This is a genomic window from Alkalihalophilus marmarensis DSM 21297 (genome assembly GCF_000474275.2).
Classification (GTDB): domain Bacteria; phylum Bacillota; class Bacilli; order Bacillales; family Bacillaceae_D; genus Alkalihalophilus; species Alkalihalophilus marmarensis.
The window spans coordinates 42782-57351 of sequence record NZ_ATAE01000009.1 but is presented as its reverse complement, the minus strand read 5'-3'; the positions used below and the strand labels follow the sequence as shown (position 1 = coordinate 57351).

The following is a 14570-nucleotide window of genomic DNA, read 5'->3' as shown; positions in this document are numbered from 1 at the left end:
TTACCTTGTCTGAAATCCCATTACACCTAGTCCTTATCTTATTTTTCTTACTCATCCTATCTGCCTTTTTCTCATCAGCTGAGACAGCCTACTCAAGTGCGAATAAAATGAGGCTGAAAAGTTATGCTGATGAAAACAGAAGCGGCGGGGCCAAAGCTTATCATATTGCACAGCATTTTGATCATGCGCTTTCAACGATCTTAATCGGTAATAACTTAGTCAATATCGCTGCCGCGACGATTTCAGCTCAAGTGGCTACCTCGATTGTTGGCGGCAACACCGGACTTTTGATTTCAACGATTGTGATGACTATTCTTATTTTAGTATTTGGAGAAGTACTGCCAAAATCATTAGCCAAAGAAAATGCGGAATCCTTCGCTCTGAAAATATCCGTTATTTTACTTGGTTTAATGAAGCTGTTTAAACCTGTCACATGGCTGTTGGTAAAACTAAAAGAGGTCACTACCCGTTACGTATCAAAATCAGAGGCCGAGCCATCAGTAACGGAAGAAGAATTAAAAGAAATATTCACCATAAGTCATGCTGAAGGTGTCCTTGATCCAAATGAAAAGGAACTGCTTCACAATACGCTTGATTTTAACGATATTAAAGTGGTAGAAATTCAAACCCCAAGAACAGAGCTCGTTGCGATTGACATTGATATGGGCATCGAAGAGATTATTGCCCTTTTAATAAAAGAACGTTTTTCTAGAGTCCCGATCTATAAGGACACGATTGATAACATTATTGGCATCTTATCCGAACGAGATTTCTTAACTGCCCTTGTCACAAAAGGAGAAACCGACATTAGAACAATTATGCGAAAGCCGTATTTTGTCGTAGAGACATTAAGAATTGCCAAGCTCCTTCCTATGCTGCAAAAGGACCGAGCTCATATGGCAATTGTCATTGATGAATTCGGCGGCACATCTGGCATCATTACTCTTGAAGATATACTCGAGGAACTTGTCGGCGAGATTTGGGATGAGCATGATGAAAAGATTAAAGATGTTACAGAGCTAGGCCCGAATGAGTATGAATTTTTGGGTGACTATCCTCTTGATCAGTTTGCAAGAATGCTTAAAGTGGAGCTCCCTGACAGTCGAAATCATACACTAGGAGGCTGGTTAACGGAAAGGTTTCATTATGTCCCGACTATAGATGAAGAAATAATTTATGACGGATTGAAATTAACCATTACAGACAGCGAAGACCGCAGAGTGAAGAAGGTAAAGGTCAGCCCGGCAGGATAAGCTGAACGCCTCAATACTTAAATGATCAAAACCAAACAGGACGAAACTTGTTTGGTTTTTTTGTCGTTTTTTCTATTTTAAAAAAATATATTGTAAATTATTAGAATATACTAGATAATATTTCTAGTAATTTGAAATATTTTCTAATAGAACAGGGGTCATAGGATGAGAAAGAAAACAAAAATCATTGTAGGAATTTGTGCATTAGGTGTTACTTTAACCGCAGCTATTGGTGGAGGGTTATATTTCACCAATGATCGTGAAGTTAATGCGATGTTAGACGAACCTTGGGTAGAGCAAGTAAGTAATATGTCGTTCAATGAAGACTTTTCCACGTCTGCTTTTTCAGGAAAAGTAGAGCCTGAGAAGCACGAGAAGATATACTACGAACCAGAAAAAGGGAAAATTGAAGAGATCTTCGTAAAAGAGGGAGATTTAATTGAAGAGGGAGACGAGCTCTTTGTCTATGAACCACTTGAAACTTCAACCTTAGAGCTAGAGCAATTAAAAATGCAGCTTGAGATGTCTTATCTTCAAATCAACCAAACCGATAAGAAAAAGAAAAAAATAGAGAAGAGTCATAAAGAAGCGCAGGATAAAGAGGAGAAGGAATTAATTCAAGAAGAGCTTGATCAAATTTCATTTGACCTGCGTATGAGCAATCTTGAAGCTGCTCAGCTGCAAAAGCAAATTGCTAGTATGGAAGAAGAAGAGAATTCAACAACCGTCGTTAGTAAAAGCCAAGGAATAGTGCAGTCCATCAATGAAGATGTGGTGAACGGCGCTAGCCTGGAACAGGCGCCTGGTCCAATCATTCAAATCGTTTCTACAGGATCTTACTTAATCAAAAGTCAGATTAACGAATTTTTATTAGATTCAATAGAACTGGATCAAATAGTAAAAATCACCAAAAAAGCAGGCGGCGAGGAAGAATGGTTAGGTAAGGTCATTGAAATTGGTAAGCTGCCTGTGGGAAATGATCAAGGTGACCCAATGATGGATTATTACGGTGAGTCAAATCCCCAGTCATCTAATTATCCGTTCACGGTGCTGATTGAAGAGCATGACGGGTTAGAAATCGGCTTTCATGTGAATGTAGAGCCTGTTTCACAAGAGGCAAGCAGCGAGACAGATGTAATCCGTATCATGCAGGATTTCGTTGTTTATGATGAGGAAGAACCTTATGTATGGCTAGTTAATGAAGAAGAGGAAGCGACAAAACAAGTTGTTGAAACAGGGGCTGAATTTGAAGAGGATTATACAATCGAAATTGTTAGCGGGATTTCTTTAGATAATTATTTAGTCTACCCAGATCCATCTGTAACTGAAGGAAAGAAGGTTACGATCTACCATGATTCATTTGAGTAAAATCTATAAAACCTTCAAGCTAGGAAAAGAGGATGTAACGATTCTCAAAAATATCGATTTCACAGTTGAGTCTGGGGAATTTGTAGCGATAATGGGGCCCTCTGGTTCTGGTAAATCAACGTTAATGAATATTCTAGGATGTCTTGATAAACCATCATCAGGGATCTATCAACTTGATGGAGCAGATGTGTTAGCGACTCGTGAAGGGGCTCTTGCTGATATCCGTAACCAGCAAATTGGCTTTGTGTTTCAAACCTTTCACCTTCTGCCAAGGCTGAGTGCTCTGCAAAATGTTGAGCTTCCGATGATTTACAGCAAAGTAAAGAAAAAAGAAAGAAGAGAAAAGGCGTTAGAAGTACTGAGTAAAGTAGGTCTGAGTGATCGTGTCTCATTCCTGCCAACCCGATTGTCTGGCGGGCAAAAGCAGCGGGTAGCGATTGCTCGCGCCTTAGTGAACGAGCCTAAATTTATCTTAGCAGATGAGCCAACTGGAGCACTTGATTCAAAGTCCAGCGCACAAATTCTTGAGCTATTTAAAAATCTAAATGCAGAAGGCGTGACGATTATTATGATCACGCACGACCAAGAAGTCGCTGATCAAGCGGATCGAGTCGTTTATATCCGTGACGGCGAATTACTAGTAAGTGAGAAGGGAGAGATCCCAAGTGCTTGAGAATATTCGTATCTCTTTTCAATCCATTTTTGCTCATAAGCTGCGCTCCACACTTACTATGTTAGGAGTCATCATAGGGATTGCGGCCATTATTGCGATTGTGTCGATGATTGAAGGACAGAGTGAAGCGCTTAAAAGCAACTTAGTCGGAATGGGGAATAATACGATTAATGTCGTATACGAAGAGCAAAGCATGATGGGCGAAGGGTATTATAATACATCTTCCTACCTTTCTGCCCCACCTGTAAAAGAAGAAACAATCGAACAAATTAAGAGTCTCGATATCGTAAATGGGATATCTTTGTATCATGAATCATGGAATGCACCTGCCTTTCATTTAACGCAGTTTTCCTACCCGAGAGCTATTGGTGTCGATCAAGCGTATTTTGATCTCTTTCCTGTCACCATGGCAGAAGGCAGACCTCTTACAGAAGATGAATTAACCGGCACAGCCCAAGTTGTGATGATTAATGAGGATGTTCGAGCAGAATTATTTCCGGATAAAAGTCCTCTAGGGGAGTTTATTGAAGTAAAAGGAATTCCTTTTCGCGTTGTTGGGATTTTCACAGAACAGACAGAAGAAAGTATGTTTTACGGTGGATGGACTGAGCCAAAGATGTACTTCCCACGCGGAATTTGGCCGTTTATTGAAGGATTTGATGCCCCGACTCAAATTGCTGTTCAAGCAACGTCCTCTGAACATATTCAAGAAGCAGGGATGATGGCAGCTGATTTTCTAAACAATGACTTGTCTTCTGCAGACATGGAAACGGCGATGTACAATGTCATGGACTTACAAGCCATAGCAGAGGAAATTGCCGCATTTAACATGGCATTTGCCTTATTGCTCGGAGGAATCGCAAGTATATCCTTGCTTGTCGGAGGAATTGGGGTCATGAATATTATGCTCGTATCCGTCACAGAACGAACTAGAGAGATCGGCATCAAAAAAGCACTTGGTGCAAAGCGTCACATCATCCTCTTGCAATTTTTAACGGAAGCGATCGTGCTAACTAGTATAGGCGGTATCCTTGGAATTGCTGGTGGGATCGGAATTGCAAAGATCATATCAACGATTATTAATATGCCATTTATGATTTCGATTCCTGCTATTGTAGGGTCACTGATTTTCTCCATGTTAGTAGGGATTGTATTTGGAATATTACCATCATTAAAGGCGTCAAATCTACAGCCTGTAGATGCATTAAGGTATGAATAATAAACATACATTTTTTTAGCCGGCTTACTAATGGGTCGGCTTTTTTCCACTGAAAAGCTATTCTAATGGAAGGAGCAAACAGAATAGCTGTCAAAAGCGAGAGGTAAGAGCGTACTCGCCGCTCCTGAAATATACTTCGCTTTTCGTAGGGAGCTGGTGAGCTTCCTCGGGCTTTAGCCTTGTAGGATCTTACTCCTGCTCTAGTCGCCACAGGTACCTTCGCATATCATCCGCTGAGATAATGCTTTTCCAGAAATGGAGTGGAAGGTTGTAAAAGGTGAGCTTAGATCTTATGATTCCACGACCGTACCGTCTTTTAGGTTTAGAATCTTCTTATAATGAGGGAGCACTTTACTACCTCTTCGCTCTGTTGATTGGAGCGGAAGGGACTCGACCCCAGCGGGATGTGAGTGGCCAGAGAAGAAACGAGGAGACAACTGGTGCCGCCCGTGGAAAGCGAGTCCCTGCAGCAGAGATCAACAATTACTGCGGGAAACCCATTTTTCAGTATGCTTATGTCTGTTATGAGTGAAGACGATGAGAGGCTCCCGGGCTGCTCGTGGAGAGCGTGCACCAGCAGCGCAATTCAACAACTACAGTAGGTGGTGGAATGTTCAGTAGTCTCGGTCGGCTTTCTATGAGAAATCATCTGCTGTTGCAGTCTTTCAACATTCTCCACAGGTTTGAACAATTATGGACAAATAAACAAACTAGTTGTTTGTTTGAAGCCTATCGATTATGATAATCTTTATCATTATTAATAAAGGAGAAGACGATTTTGTTTGAGTGGAGAAATATTTTTAAAGGCATGACGATGGGTGTGTCTGACCTGATTCCTGGAGTCAGCGGTGGAACAATCGCCTTAGTGCTAGGCATTTATCAAAACCTTGTCGCTGCAATCAACGGCTTATTTACAAAGGATTGGAAGAAACATTTGATGTTCCTAATCCCGCTCGGAACGGGGATCGTGATTGCCTTACTAACGATCAGTCATCTAATTGAATGGCTGCTTGCGGAATACCCGCAGCCGACTTTTTTCTTTTTTCTAGGTTTAGTTATTGGGATCATTCCTTCCTTATTAAAGGAGATTGATTATAAACGGAACTTTACTAACAGACATTATGGATTATTAGCTATAGGTGCGCTTCTTGTTGCCTCAACGTTTTTCTTTAAAAGCAATGAACTGGCAGAGGTGATGACAAGTTTAAGCTTTAGTGATTATATCCTATTATTCTTAGCAGGCTGGCTCGCAAGTTCAGCAATGATTCTGCCAGGCGTGAGTGGATCGTTTATTTTCCTGCTATTTGGGGTTTATCCGACGGTCGTTAATGCATTATCTTCCTTCAATATCCCTGTCATTCTTACGGTAGGGGCAGGGATTGGAATTGGGTTAGTATTAACGAGTAAATTAATTACGTTTTTATTTGAGCGCTTCAAAACAGAAACGTATGCGATCATGATTGGCTTTATAGCAGGATCGATTGTCGTTATTTTTCCGGGGTTCACCGAAGACCATCTATTAAGTATCGGAGCCATCATTTTAGGGTGGATGGCTGCAAAGCTGTTGAGTGTTGCTGAGAACAAAAAAACAGTGGTGAAAATTCAGAATTCGTAATAAAATAGAAGTAATACTACTATGGAGTGTGATGTATAGATGGACGATGTTCCGTCGAGTTTGATTGCGTTTTTTATCATATTGTTAGGGTTATCCGCTTTTTTCTCCTCAGCGGAAACGGCATTTTCGAGTGTAAATAAAATCCGTTTGAAACATTATGAGGATGAGGGAAGGAGAGGGGCGCGAAAGGCAGTCCAGATAGCTGAGAATTTTGATAAGACGCTCTCAACACTTTTGGTCGGCAATAACCTGGTGAATATTGCGGCTGCAACGCTTTCTTCACAAATTGCGATCCAATTGTTTGGTCCAAGTCTTGGAGTGTTTATCAGTACATTTGTTGTTACAATTTTAGTGTTGATTTTTGGTGAGATTATCCCCAAATCATTGGCTAAAGAGTACGCAGAAGGCTATGCGCTGAAGACATCAGGGTTCTTATTTTTGCTCATTCAAGTGTTCTATCCAGTCACTTGGGTGTTCCTGCAAATTAAGAATGTGATCTCACTCTTTGTAAAAAGTAAAGATCAGACTCCATCTGTCACAGAAGAAGAAATTAAAATGCTCGTTCAAATAAGTGAAGACGAAGGTGTCATCGGTAAAAGCGAGAAAGAAATGGTGCACCGTTCACTAGAATTTGACGACATTATCGTTCAAGAAATCTTGAAGCCTCGTCCAGATATGATTGCGATTGAGGTGGACCAAGATATTGCATCGATTAAACATGTATTTTTGACCGAGCATTATTCAAGAATCCCTGTGTATGAAGGGACCATTGATAATGTGGTCGGCATCCTATCAGAGCGTGACTTTCTTACGGCGTATATCGAAGAAGGGGAAACACTTAATGTGCGCTCATTAATGAGACCTCCTTTATTTGTCGTGGAATCTATGAAAATTTCATCGTTATTACCTGAACTTCAAAAGAAAAAGGTTCATATGGCAATTGTTATTGATGAATTTGGAGGAACATCAGGTCTTGTTACACTCGAGGATCTTCTTGAAGAAATTGTAGGGGAAATTTGGGATGAGCATGATGTGAGTATTAATCAAGTCCGACAAATCGGTCCGTCGAGCTATGTGGTGGATGCCGATTACTCGATTGATGATTTTGCTGAGCTTGTTGACATCTCTCCTCCAGTGACTACTCATCATACTGTAGGCGGCTGGCTGATTGAAGAATTTCAGCGCATTCCTAAAGAAGGCGAAGAATTCCATTATCAAAACTTAAACTTGCGAATTGAAAAAGCAGAAGAGAAGCGAGTACGCCAAGTTCATCTAAACATTAATAAAAATTCAACCGAACCCGGCCAAATGGCTGCGATATAAATGAAAGAGAAGCTGTCCTTTGGGCAGCTTTTTTTATGTGCTTGAAGCGGGGAGGAGAGTGCGGGATGGCGAACCGGCGCAATTATTGGTTCAATCTATACAATAGTTCTCAGCACCGGCGCATATCCAGCATGAAGTGACGCAATACGAAGAGATTGACGCAAATAAACTTGCAACCGACGCTATTACATGAGAGAGCAGAACAATAACCTTTTCAAATCGACGCATAAATGAGAGGAAAAGAAACAATTGAAATGACAGCAACTATGGGCGAGGAGTCAGTAAGGGCGGCGCATCTTCATTTCCATTTGGTATTTAGTGTATATAAAACTTAATTATGGAAGGTTAATATGCTATGATGATAGAGTCATTACTCTAATAGAAGGAGAAAAGCGTTGACATTCATTATTCCAGAGTGGGTATATACCCTATTAAACATACCCTCGAAGACAATATTCACCCTACTTTGTACAGTGTTGACTGTATTATTTCTTAAAATATTTAGAATTGAACTAAACAAATGGATGGTCTCTATTGTCTTCCTAATCATTATGATCCCTACACAAATGTTCATTTCAAATCAATATTCACAAGCTTGGCTGCATGATCATATGACTGTCATTACTGGTTCAAATGAAATCTTAGAGCATTCCTACGAAAATCCTGTTCTTCTGACTACTGATGATGATTTAATCCTTTTTATTGAATTTCCCTATGAAGATGTAATTCCTTTGCAGCTAACCGACGATTACTCTACTAATATACTTTTGAAGCCCGTTACATTAGAGGCTGAGTCGATTAGACATTTACAGCAAATTCATTCAAATACAACTGATGTAGAATTTGAGTCCCAATTTTTTTCTATAGGTTATTATTTAATGGATATAATTATTCCTAAGCTGCAAAATGAGCTGGAAAACGAAGCAGCAAATCTAGAAGTCTTTCTAAATGAACAGCAATTAAATCAGAAGGAAGTCAACGAATTAGTCAAGCAGCACCTACATAAGGTTTTAGATAACACCGAAAAGGAATTATTTAATCTAGAAATTATAGACTGAAGTAATAGATAGAATGGGCTGCTTGGGAGGGATGTTATTGAAAATTAAGTTCTTCCTATACACATGTGTGGTTATTTCACTCTTAGCAGGATGTAGCACAACTACAACGCTTGACGAGTTAATTGAATTTGATAAGGGAGATGTAGATTCCATTGAAATTTGGGAACTGGACGCAAATGAACGAATTGAGGTTGAAGACAGCGAGACGAAAGAAGAGCTGTTCGATCATTTCTCAAATATGACTTTAAAGAAAACAAAGCAAGTGGCAGGGATTGAAGCTGATAAGATATACATTATTTATTTAAGAGAGCCGCGTATCGAGTTTACGATCTACAGTAACTATACGGCCAGTGTCAATTTAGAAGATTATATAGTGGAAGACTTTGATATGAAAATCTTAGAGTCATTTTTTAGATAAACTATCGTTTAAATTCATAACCATACCGAATCTGAGGGATTACTGGCTCATACATGAGTCAAGCAGCAACTACATATAAATTTAGTTAATACATTATAAGGGAGGTGGGGAAGTGAAAAGAGGTTTAAATATCCTCTGGCTGATTTTTTCGGGTGCTTTTGTTTTATTATTTTCCCTATGGATGAGCGGGCCTGGTATAGCTGAAACGGATGAACCTACCTATCGACTCTATTTTATGATTCCATTTCTAGTTTGGTTGATTGGAGTATTTATACAGTTTTATTATAAACACTTCCTATTTGGTTTTTTCGTCACCTTAGGCGCTACGTTCTTCTATGTTTCATTAGTGGTTCAAGCAGCCCTCTTATAATCGTTTATGAACAATTCTTGAAGTCTTCTTTTTAAGAAGGCTTTTTTCAATGGATTCTCGAAATATATTTTATAGGATTTTATGAAGGGAGGATTGAGATGGATCGACCGTATAACGACATTATTGGTGACATATTAGAAGAGAAAGGCGAGAAGGATACTTTAAAGGGTAAGGGGCAGCCTTTATCCTCAAACTATATGAAACGTGATACTTTTCAGCATTTTCAGAAGATCGCAAAAGATGCAGGATATGTGCCTCATTGGTTAAAGCTGCAAAAGGAGATAGCAGCTTTAATTCATACATGCAGGAGTGCAAGTGACCTTGAACTGATTAATGTAAAAATCAAGGAACATAATTTAAAATGTCCACCGCAGATGCAGCGTAATCTGATCACAGTGAACAACCTAGACAGGGCGAAAGAAGTTTGGTAGTTACATTTATTAAATGAGGAGTGTAAAAGATGAACCGAGTTAACCTGATTACTTTAGGGACAAAAGATATATCCAAAGCGCATGACTTCTATAAAAAAATTGGTTTCGAGACCACAGTAGTAGGCGATCCTGATAGCCCTGATATTGTATTTTTCAAAAATGAAGGCTCAAAAATATCACTTTATCCAATAGAACATCTTGCACAAGATATTAATAAAAAACAACCTCCTGCCTTCAACCAAGGAGGATTTCAGGGGATTACTTTTGCGTACAATACCAAATCAAAAGATGAAGTAGACAAGATACTCTCCCAAGTTAAACAAGCTGGTGCAACTGTCGTAAAAGAAGCAGCACCAACGGATTGGGGAGGGTACGGTGGTTATTTTCAAGACCTAGACGGCTATTATTGGGAAGTCGCTTACGGTGAAATGTGGGAATTCGATGAGCAGAATATGTTGAAGGTTTGATGGACCTAGAAAGAAAGCTTGGATAATCCAAGCTTTTTTAAATAGTGATTAAAATTATCTTATAAGAAAGTCAGATAAAAATAAAACAAAAGATATATGCAAATCAAAACCGATAAAAGGAACCATTTTAGAGCTTCCTTTGGTTGCTTTCTATTATGAGTCATAATCATGAAGCTAATTAAAACGAAAAAAAAGCCACTGATGACAGCATAAGGGCTCCGAATAATAAAGCCGGCATAAGCTATTGCCGAACCAATTACAAATGTAATCACCCTTGGTTGCTTTAGATCAGAAACAAATTCTTTTTTCTCCTCAGGACTTCGCTTTCTGTATTCTTTAAATGATAATATACCGATAAAACTATAGAGTATGGTGAAAAACATATAAGAAGAAATAAAAACTCCTCCAGTACAGAAGATTCCATTTCACATTACCACAAAAATCCATAATCACCAATCAAAAAAAGAAAGTTATACCCCCTCGATATAAAGCGATATTAATGGCAGGACATAAAACAACCCTAATAAACTGAACACAAACAGTGCAAATAACCATCCATTTCTTACCTTAAGAAGGACATAGGCGGATAGGATAACAAATACATCAAATATAAGAATGGCAGCGATCCACGTTTCAAACGTACGGTTAGGATCAGAAGCTGAGGGGTTGTAGATTCCTGCTATACCGATCATGGTAGCAAACAAAATAATAAGGATATGCACTGATATTACAGTTATTCTGTACATTTGCACCTCTCCTTTTACTATAAATTGTTCTCTATTTTAATTAATGACTTTCAAATCATATAAAATCAAGCAAAACCAGGTATAAATTCCCAAACCGTCATTCTAATCTGCTAATATAAAGAAAGTGAGATTATTTCATACATATTGAAGAGGTGAGCATCATTGAGGATTATTGGTTGGATTGGATTATTCCACGTAGCAGGATTCGTTACGTGGATGGTAGTAAACCTTATTTTTCAGATACAGAATCCTATTACTATTGAACAAGACTCTAGACTTTCCCTCTCTGTGCTTGACTATTATAGTCAGTTTCCAGGATATTTTGGCTTTGACCATGGCTCGAAGGCTATTATTCTTTTAATTAGTGCAGTCATACCAATCGGAATATACCACTTGTGCAGTGGGACTCGTTCTTTTCAAATGAACAATCTTATCGCTCTTATATGTGGCAGTGCTGGGTTTATCCTGTATGCCTTATCATTCATTCTACAAGCCGCTGCTGTTAGTTATGCCATCAAGTTATACAGTCAAGCAGTAGATGAAACCACTAAACAATTTGCAGCCCTTCTCATAGAGTGGTCAATGATGGAAGGTGGTTTATCGACAAGCATCTACATATTAGCTAACTTTTTGATTGGTATATGGATCATTTTACATTCTCAAGGCCTTAAAATTATAGGTTTTTCATATCGGTTTAGGCTATTTGGTTATAGTGTTGGAGGGTTACTAATTGTAGGTTATTTCTTTGCATGGTACTTCTTAATGCAAGGAAGCCAAGTGGTGCACGATATAACAGAAGTCATTGGGATTCTTTTCTTTGTCTGGCTTACGATCCTAAGTATTTCATTTATAAAGGGAAGTTCATTAATACCTAAAAGAGTGGAGGAATAGCATGTTGCGTTCAAAACGAATTTACCTCAACAAAGTAACAGAAGATGATGTTGAGTTATATCACAGCTGGCGGAATGACGTGGAGGTAATGAAAACAACGAGCCCTTATATAGATAGCTATACACTCGAGGAAACTAGGAACTTTGTTCAACATATTCTTATCGGTTCTGTTGATTCTAAAAGTTATATGATTGTTGACATTTCCAGTGGAGAGGCTATAGGTATCACTTCTTTAGTTCAACTTGATATGAAAAATAGAAACGCTGAATATATTATTGACATTGGCAATAAAGATTTTTGGGGCAAGGGTTACGCTAAAGAAGCTCTCACTGTATTGCTTGACTATGCCTTTTATGAGTTAAATCTACATCGTATTTCTCTTAAGGTTTATTCAATGAATGAAAAGGCTATTCATTTATATAAAAAGCTCGGTTTCAAAGAAGAAGGTGTGAGCCGAGAAGTTCTATTCCGGGAAGGCAAATGGCATGACCTTATACATATGGGAGTGCTGTCTTGGGAATATAGAAACAACAAATGATGTTGGGACGTGATTCAAATGAAACTCAAAACGTTCTTTGTAACCTGTGTGTTTTCTATTATGGTAGCTGGTTGTATGCAAGCAGGTGAAACACCGGAGGACGCGTTACCTACTCAACCAGATAGCGTTCTTTCTCAAGCTGCACTTAATGAAGAGACAATCGCTATCGCTTATTCAGCAAATGAGACCATCAACGTATCTACTGTCCAGAAACAAGGCGAGCTGGTTTCTATTAGAAGAATTACAATTAGGTGAAGCTTCCTTAGATAACATAGACACCGTTCAGGAAGGGCAGTTATCATTGCTGGCTTTTCGGAGCAAAATGACAATGCATCCGTTGATCAAGTTCCCCTAACATTAGGTGATGCAGGTAAAGTGAACGTATGGTTCTTAAACAAGAAAAGTAGAACGAATTAATGATAACCTAACGTATCTCATTAAACGTTTATCTCCTCCTTACCAGGGAATAGATGGGTTATAGCATCTATTTCAAGGAGGCGGTACATATGACAAAATCAATTCTTATCACAGGAGCTGGCACAGGACTTGGCAAAGGAACCGCTATCGGTCTTGCGAAAGTCGGGCACAAAGTCATGGCAGGAGTAGAGATTGATTCCCAAGTCACTTCCCTTAGAGAGGCTGCTAAAGCTGCAGGAGTGGAGCTCGATGTATTCAAAATGGACATTACTTGCCCAGAAGAAAGAGCGAAGATGGCTAGCCGAGACTTCGATATCTTTGTTGCCAATGCAGCAATTAATCAAGGGGGACCTCTAGGCGAAGTGCCAATGTCTATTTTTCGTGAAATGTTTGAGGTGAATGTATTCAGCACACTTGAAACCGCGCAAATTGCGGCGAAAAAGTTTGTAAAGAAAGGAAAAGGAAAGATCATCTTTATGTCATCCATGGCCGGATCTATGGCAGGTCCTTATGCAGGGCTTTATGCATCAACCAAGCATGCACTTGAAGCTGTCGCTAAGTCATTACAAAAGGAAATGGACTATTTTGGTGTTCAAGTAGCTACCATTAATCCAGGACCGTTTGCGACAGGATTTAATGATCGTGCGGTTGAAGCGAAATGGGACTGGCTGCGTGAAGGCATCCATTACTCGCCGTTTGATGAGATGAAAGAAAAGGATAAAGGTGTAGAAGATCAATTTGACCCTGAAGAAATGATTGCGAAAATGGTCGAGATCATACCAAAAGATTCTCATAAATTTAGAACGGTATACCCTCCGGAAACAGAAAAGCAAATGCGTGAAGAGGAAGCAGAAAATTGGACGAAAGAAATATAAGAAAGATATGACGCAACAGGATCCTGTTGCGTCTTTTAAAGTTTTCAGTTTACCTATAATAATCTCTAAAAAGAGACCAAATCTACTATGATTAGGTCTCTTTCGTCTATTACTAGTAGTCGTAAGAGAGATGGCTGCCCGTTTTGTTTATCCTTCTTTAAAACATCTATACCTTTCTCTTATGCGATGCATAGGTTAAGAGAGAGGAGGTGATAGAGTCATGTCTAAGAAAAGAAAGAGATGCTGCTGTAATAAGACTATTCGTAATCTAGTAAAACAGTTTAAGTCTCTTTTAAACATTAGAACCATCCCAATTGCAGACATTCCTGATAATTGTGAACTAATATGTAATGGACCATTTTGTATACTCGTTTGTTATGCGGAGGGTGGGGAGACGATTCACTACGACATTGTCTGTGATGATTCAGGTAATTGCCAGGTCATTTGTAATGAATGACACTTCATTCTTGAGCGGTTTTTATTTGCTCAAGAATACATAAAGTTAAAATAGCGCATTTCTTCTTAAATTTTCCACTTATTGATGGTAAACTGAAAAAGTTCATTAAAATAAAGGCTGAAAAATTCCGTTTGAAGGGGGATTGGGGATGAAGAAGATTTGGCTGTCTCTCTTTAGCGGTATCATTTTCGGTCTTGTTATTTCATTGTACGTGTACAGGGGAGAAGAGGTGTTTTTCTATATACCGTATGTGCACCCAAATGAAACTGTCTATGTTCTTGAACATAATTTCGATGTGACGGTTGGGGCCGTGAGAAAAATGGTCATATGCAGTGTAGCGGTTTATGTGGTTTTATTCCTTCGAGAAAAGGTTAGAAAGACTCCTCAGCAATAGAAAAAGAGGAGTGGTGACGCGAGTGTACACGAATTTAAAGAATCCCTAGCTACTATA

The 14570-nt window shown here is 39.0% G+C and carries 18 protein-coding genes; 17 read left to right on the top strand and 1 reads right to left on the bottom strand.

Annotation, left to right across the window (positions count from 1 at the left end; genetic code table 11):
• The first annotated feature begins 5 nt into the window (after nt 1-5).
• The 12 genes from A33I_RS05525 (at nt 6) to A33I_RS05470 (ending at nt 10195) form a co-directional block, all read left to right on the top strand.
• A complete protein-coding gene (locus tag A33I_RS05525) occupies nt 6-1253 on the top strand; it encodes a hemolysin family protein (protein WP_022627476.1) in 1248 nt (415 codons plus the stop codon).
• A 165-nt stretch (nt 1254-1418) separates the two neighbouring features.
• Nucleotides 1419-2621 (top strand): efflux RND transporter periplasmic adaptor subunit, encoded by a 1203-nt coding sequence (locus tag A33I_RS05520; RefSeq protein WP_022627475.1) that lies wholly within the window; start codon nt 1419-1421, stop codon nt 2619-2621.
• Complete coding sequence (locus tag A33I_RS05515) at nt 2605-3294, top strand: ABC transporter ATP-binding protein (RefSeq protein ID WP_022627474.1); 690 nt, start codon at nt 2605-2607, stop codon at nt 3292-3294. Before A33I_RS05520 ends, A33I_RS05515 begins: the two co-directional genes overlap by 17 nt.
• Nucleotides 3287-4513, top strand: coding sequence for an ABC transporter permease (locus A33I_RS05510; RefSeq protein WP_022627473.1), 1227 nt, complete (start codon nt 3287-3289; stop codon nt 4511-4513). Before A33I_RS05515 ends, A33I_RS05510 begins: the two co-directional genes overlap by 8 nt.
• Nucleotides 4514-4790: 277 nt before the next feature.
• On the top strand, nt 4791-5045 hold the full coding sequence (locus A33I_RS05505; protein ID WP_152976440.1) for a hypothetical protein: 255 nt from the start codon (nt 4791-4793) through the stop codon (nt 5043-5045).
• A 276-nt stretch (nt 5046-5321) separates the two neighbouring features.
• A complete protein-coding gene (locus tag A33I_RS05500) occupies nt 5322-6128 on the top strand; it encodes a DUF368 domain-containing protein (protein WP_420796751.1) in 807 nt (268 codons plus the stop codon).
• 39 nt (nt 6129-6167) lie between these two features.
• The gene (locus A33I_RS05495; protein ID WP_022627470.1) at nt 6168-7451 is read left to right on the top strand and encodes a hemolysin family protein; all 1284 of its coding nucleotides are present in this window, start codon (nt 6168-6170) and stop codon (nt 7449-7451) included.
• Between the two features lie 395 nt (nt 7452-7846).
• Complete coding sequence (locus A33I_RS05490; RefSeq protein ID WP_022627469.1) at nt 7847-8509, top strand: hypothetical protein; 663 nt, start codon at nt 7847-7849, stop codon at nt 8507-8509.
• Nucleotides 8510-8546: 37 nt separating this feature from the next.
• Nucleotides 8547-8927, top strand: a complete 381-nt coding sequence (locus tag A33I_RS05485) for a hypothetical protein (RefSeq protein ID WP_022627468.1) — start codon at nt 8547-8549, stop codon at nt 8925-8927.
• Between the two features lie 112 nt (nt 8928-9039).
• Nucleotides 9040-9297: a hypothetical protein gene (locus tag A33I_RS05480; RefSeq protein ID WP_022627467.1), complete on the top strand. Its 258-nt coding sequence runs from the start codon at nt 9040-9042 to the stop codon at nt 9295-9297.
• A gap of 98 nt (nt 9298-9395) precedes the next feature.
• Nucleotides 9396-9728 (top strand): DnaJ family domain-containing protein, encoded by a 333-nt coding sequence (locus A33I_RS05475; protein WP_022627466.1) that lies wholly within the window; start codon nt 9396-9398, stop codon nt 9726-9728.
• Between the two features lie 29 nt (nt 9729-9757).
• Entirely contained in the window at nt 9758-10195 is a 438-nt protein-coding gene (locus tag A33I_RS05470) for a VOC family protein (RefSeq protein WP_022627465.1), read from the top strand.
• Between the two features lie 470 nt (nt 10196-10665).
• Here A33I_RS05470 and A33I_RS05460 read toward each other — a convergent pair whose 3' ends face one another.
• Nucleotides 10666-10941, bottom strand: coding sequence for a hypothetical protein (locus tag A33I_RS05460; protein ID WP_022627463.1), 276 nt, complete (start codon nt 10939-10941; stop codon nt 10666-10668).
• 162 nt (nt 10942-11103) lie between these two features.
• On the opposite strand from A33I_RS05460, the gene A33I_RS05455 reads away from it, so the two are divergent.
• The 5 genes from A33I_RS05455 to A33I_RS05430 all read left to right on the top strand — a co-directional run bounded on the left by A33I_RS05455 (nt 11104) and on the right by A33I_RS05430 (nt 14513).
• On the top strand, nt 11104-11832 hold the full coding sequence (locus tag A33I_RS05455) for a hypothetical protein (RefSeq protein WP_022627462.1): 729 nt from the start codon (nt 11104-11106) through the stop codon (nt 11830-11832).
• A 1-nt stretch (nt 11833) separates the two neighbouring features.
• Entirely contained in the window at nt 11834-12370 is a 537-nt protein-coding gene (locus A33I_RS05450) for a GNAT family N-acetyltransferase (RefSeq protein ID WP_022627461.1), read from the top strand.
• Between the two features lie 18 nt (nt 12371-12388).
• On the top strand, nt 12389-12625 hold the full coding sequence (locus A33I_RS05445) for a hypothetical protein (protein ID WP_022627460.1): 237 nt from the start codon (nt 12389-12391) through the stop codon (nt 12623-12625).
• Nucleotides 12626-12876: 251 nt separating this feature from the next.
• The gene (locus tag A33I_RS05440) at nt 12877-13662 is read left to right on the top strand and encodes an SDR family oxidoreductase (protein WP_022627459.1); all 786 of its coding nucleotides are present in this window, start codon (nt 12877-12879) and stop codon (nt 13660-13662) included.
• 605 nt (nt 13663-14267) lie between these two features.
• Nucleotides 14268-14513 carry a hypothetical protein gene (locus tag A33I_RS05430; RefSeq protein WP_022627457.1) on the top strand — a complete coding sequence of 82 codons (246 nt, stop codon included), beginning with the start codon at nt 14268-14270 and terminating at the stop codon, nt 14511-14513.
• Nucleotides 14514-14570: the final 57 nt, after the last annotated feature.

Excerpts from the sequence above, each read along its gene's own strand:
- A33I_RS05520 (WP_022627475.1), top strand. The coding sequence starts at position 1,419 with ATGAGAAAGAAAACAAAAATCATTGTAGGAATTTGTGCATTAGGTGTT.
- A33I_RS05515 (WP_022627474.1), top strand. The coding sequence starts at position 2,605 with ATGATTCATTTGAGTAAAATCTATAAAACCTTCAAGCTAGGAAAAGAG.
- A33I_RS05500 (WP_420796751.1), top strand. The coding sequence starts at position 5,322 with ATGACGATGGGTGTGTCTGACCTGATTCCTGGAGTCAGCGGTGGAACA.
- A33I_RS05495 (WP_022627470.1), top strand. The coding sequence starts at position 6,168 with ATGGACGATGTTCCGTCGAGTTTGATTGCGTTTTTTATCATATTGTTA.
- A33I_RS05475 (WP_022627466.1), top strand. The coding sequence starts at position 9,396 with ATGGATCGACCGTATAACGACATTATTGGTGACATATTAGAAGAGAAA.
- A33I_RS05470 (WP_022627465.1), top strand. The coding sequence starts at position 9,758 with ATGAACCGAGTTAACCTGATTACTTTAGGGACAAAAGATATATCCAAA.
- A33I_RS05460 (WP_022627463.1), bottom strand. The coding sequence starts at position 10,941 with ATGTACAGAATAACTGTAATATCAGTGCATATCCTTATTATTTTGTTT.
- A33I_RS05450 (WP_022627461.1), top strand. The coding sequence starts at position 11,834 with ATGTTGCGTTCAAAACGAATTTACCTCAACAAAGTAACAGAAGATGAT.
- A33I_RS05445 (WP_022627460.1), top strand. The coding sequence starts at position 12,389 with ATGAAACTCAAAACGTTCTTTGTAACCTGTGTGTTTTCTATTATGGTA.
- A33I_RS05440 (WP_022627459.1), top strand. The coding sequence starts at position 12,877 with ATGACAAAATCAATTCTTATCACAGGAGCTGGCACAGGACTTGGCAAA.
- A33I_RS05430 (WP_022627457.1), top strand. The coding sequence starts at position 14,268 with ATGAAGAAGATTTGGCTGTCTCTCTTTAGCGGTATCATTTTCGGTCTT.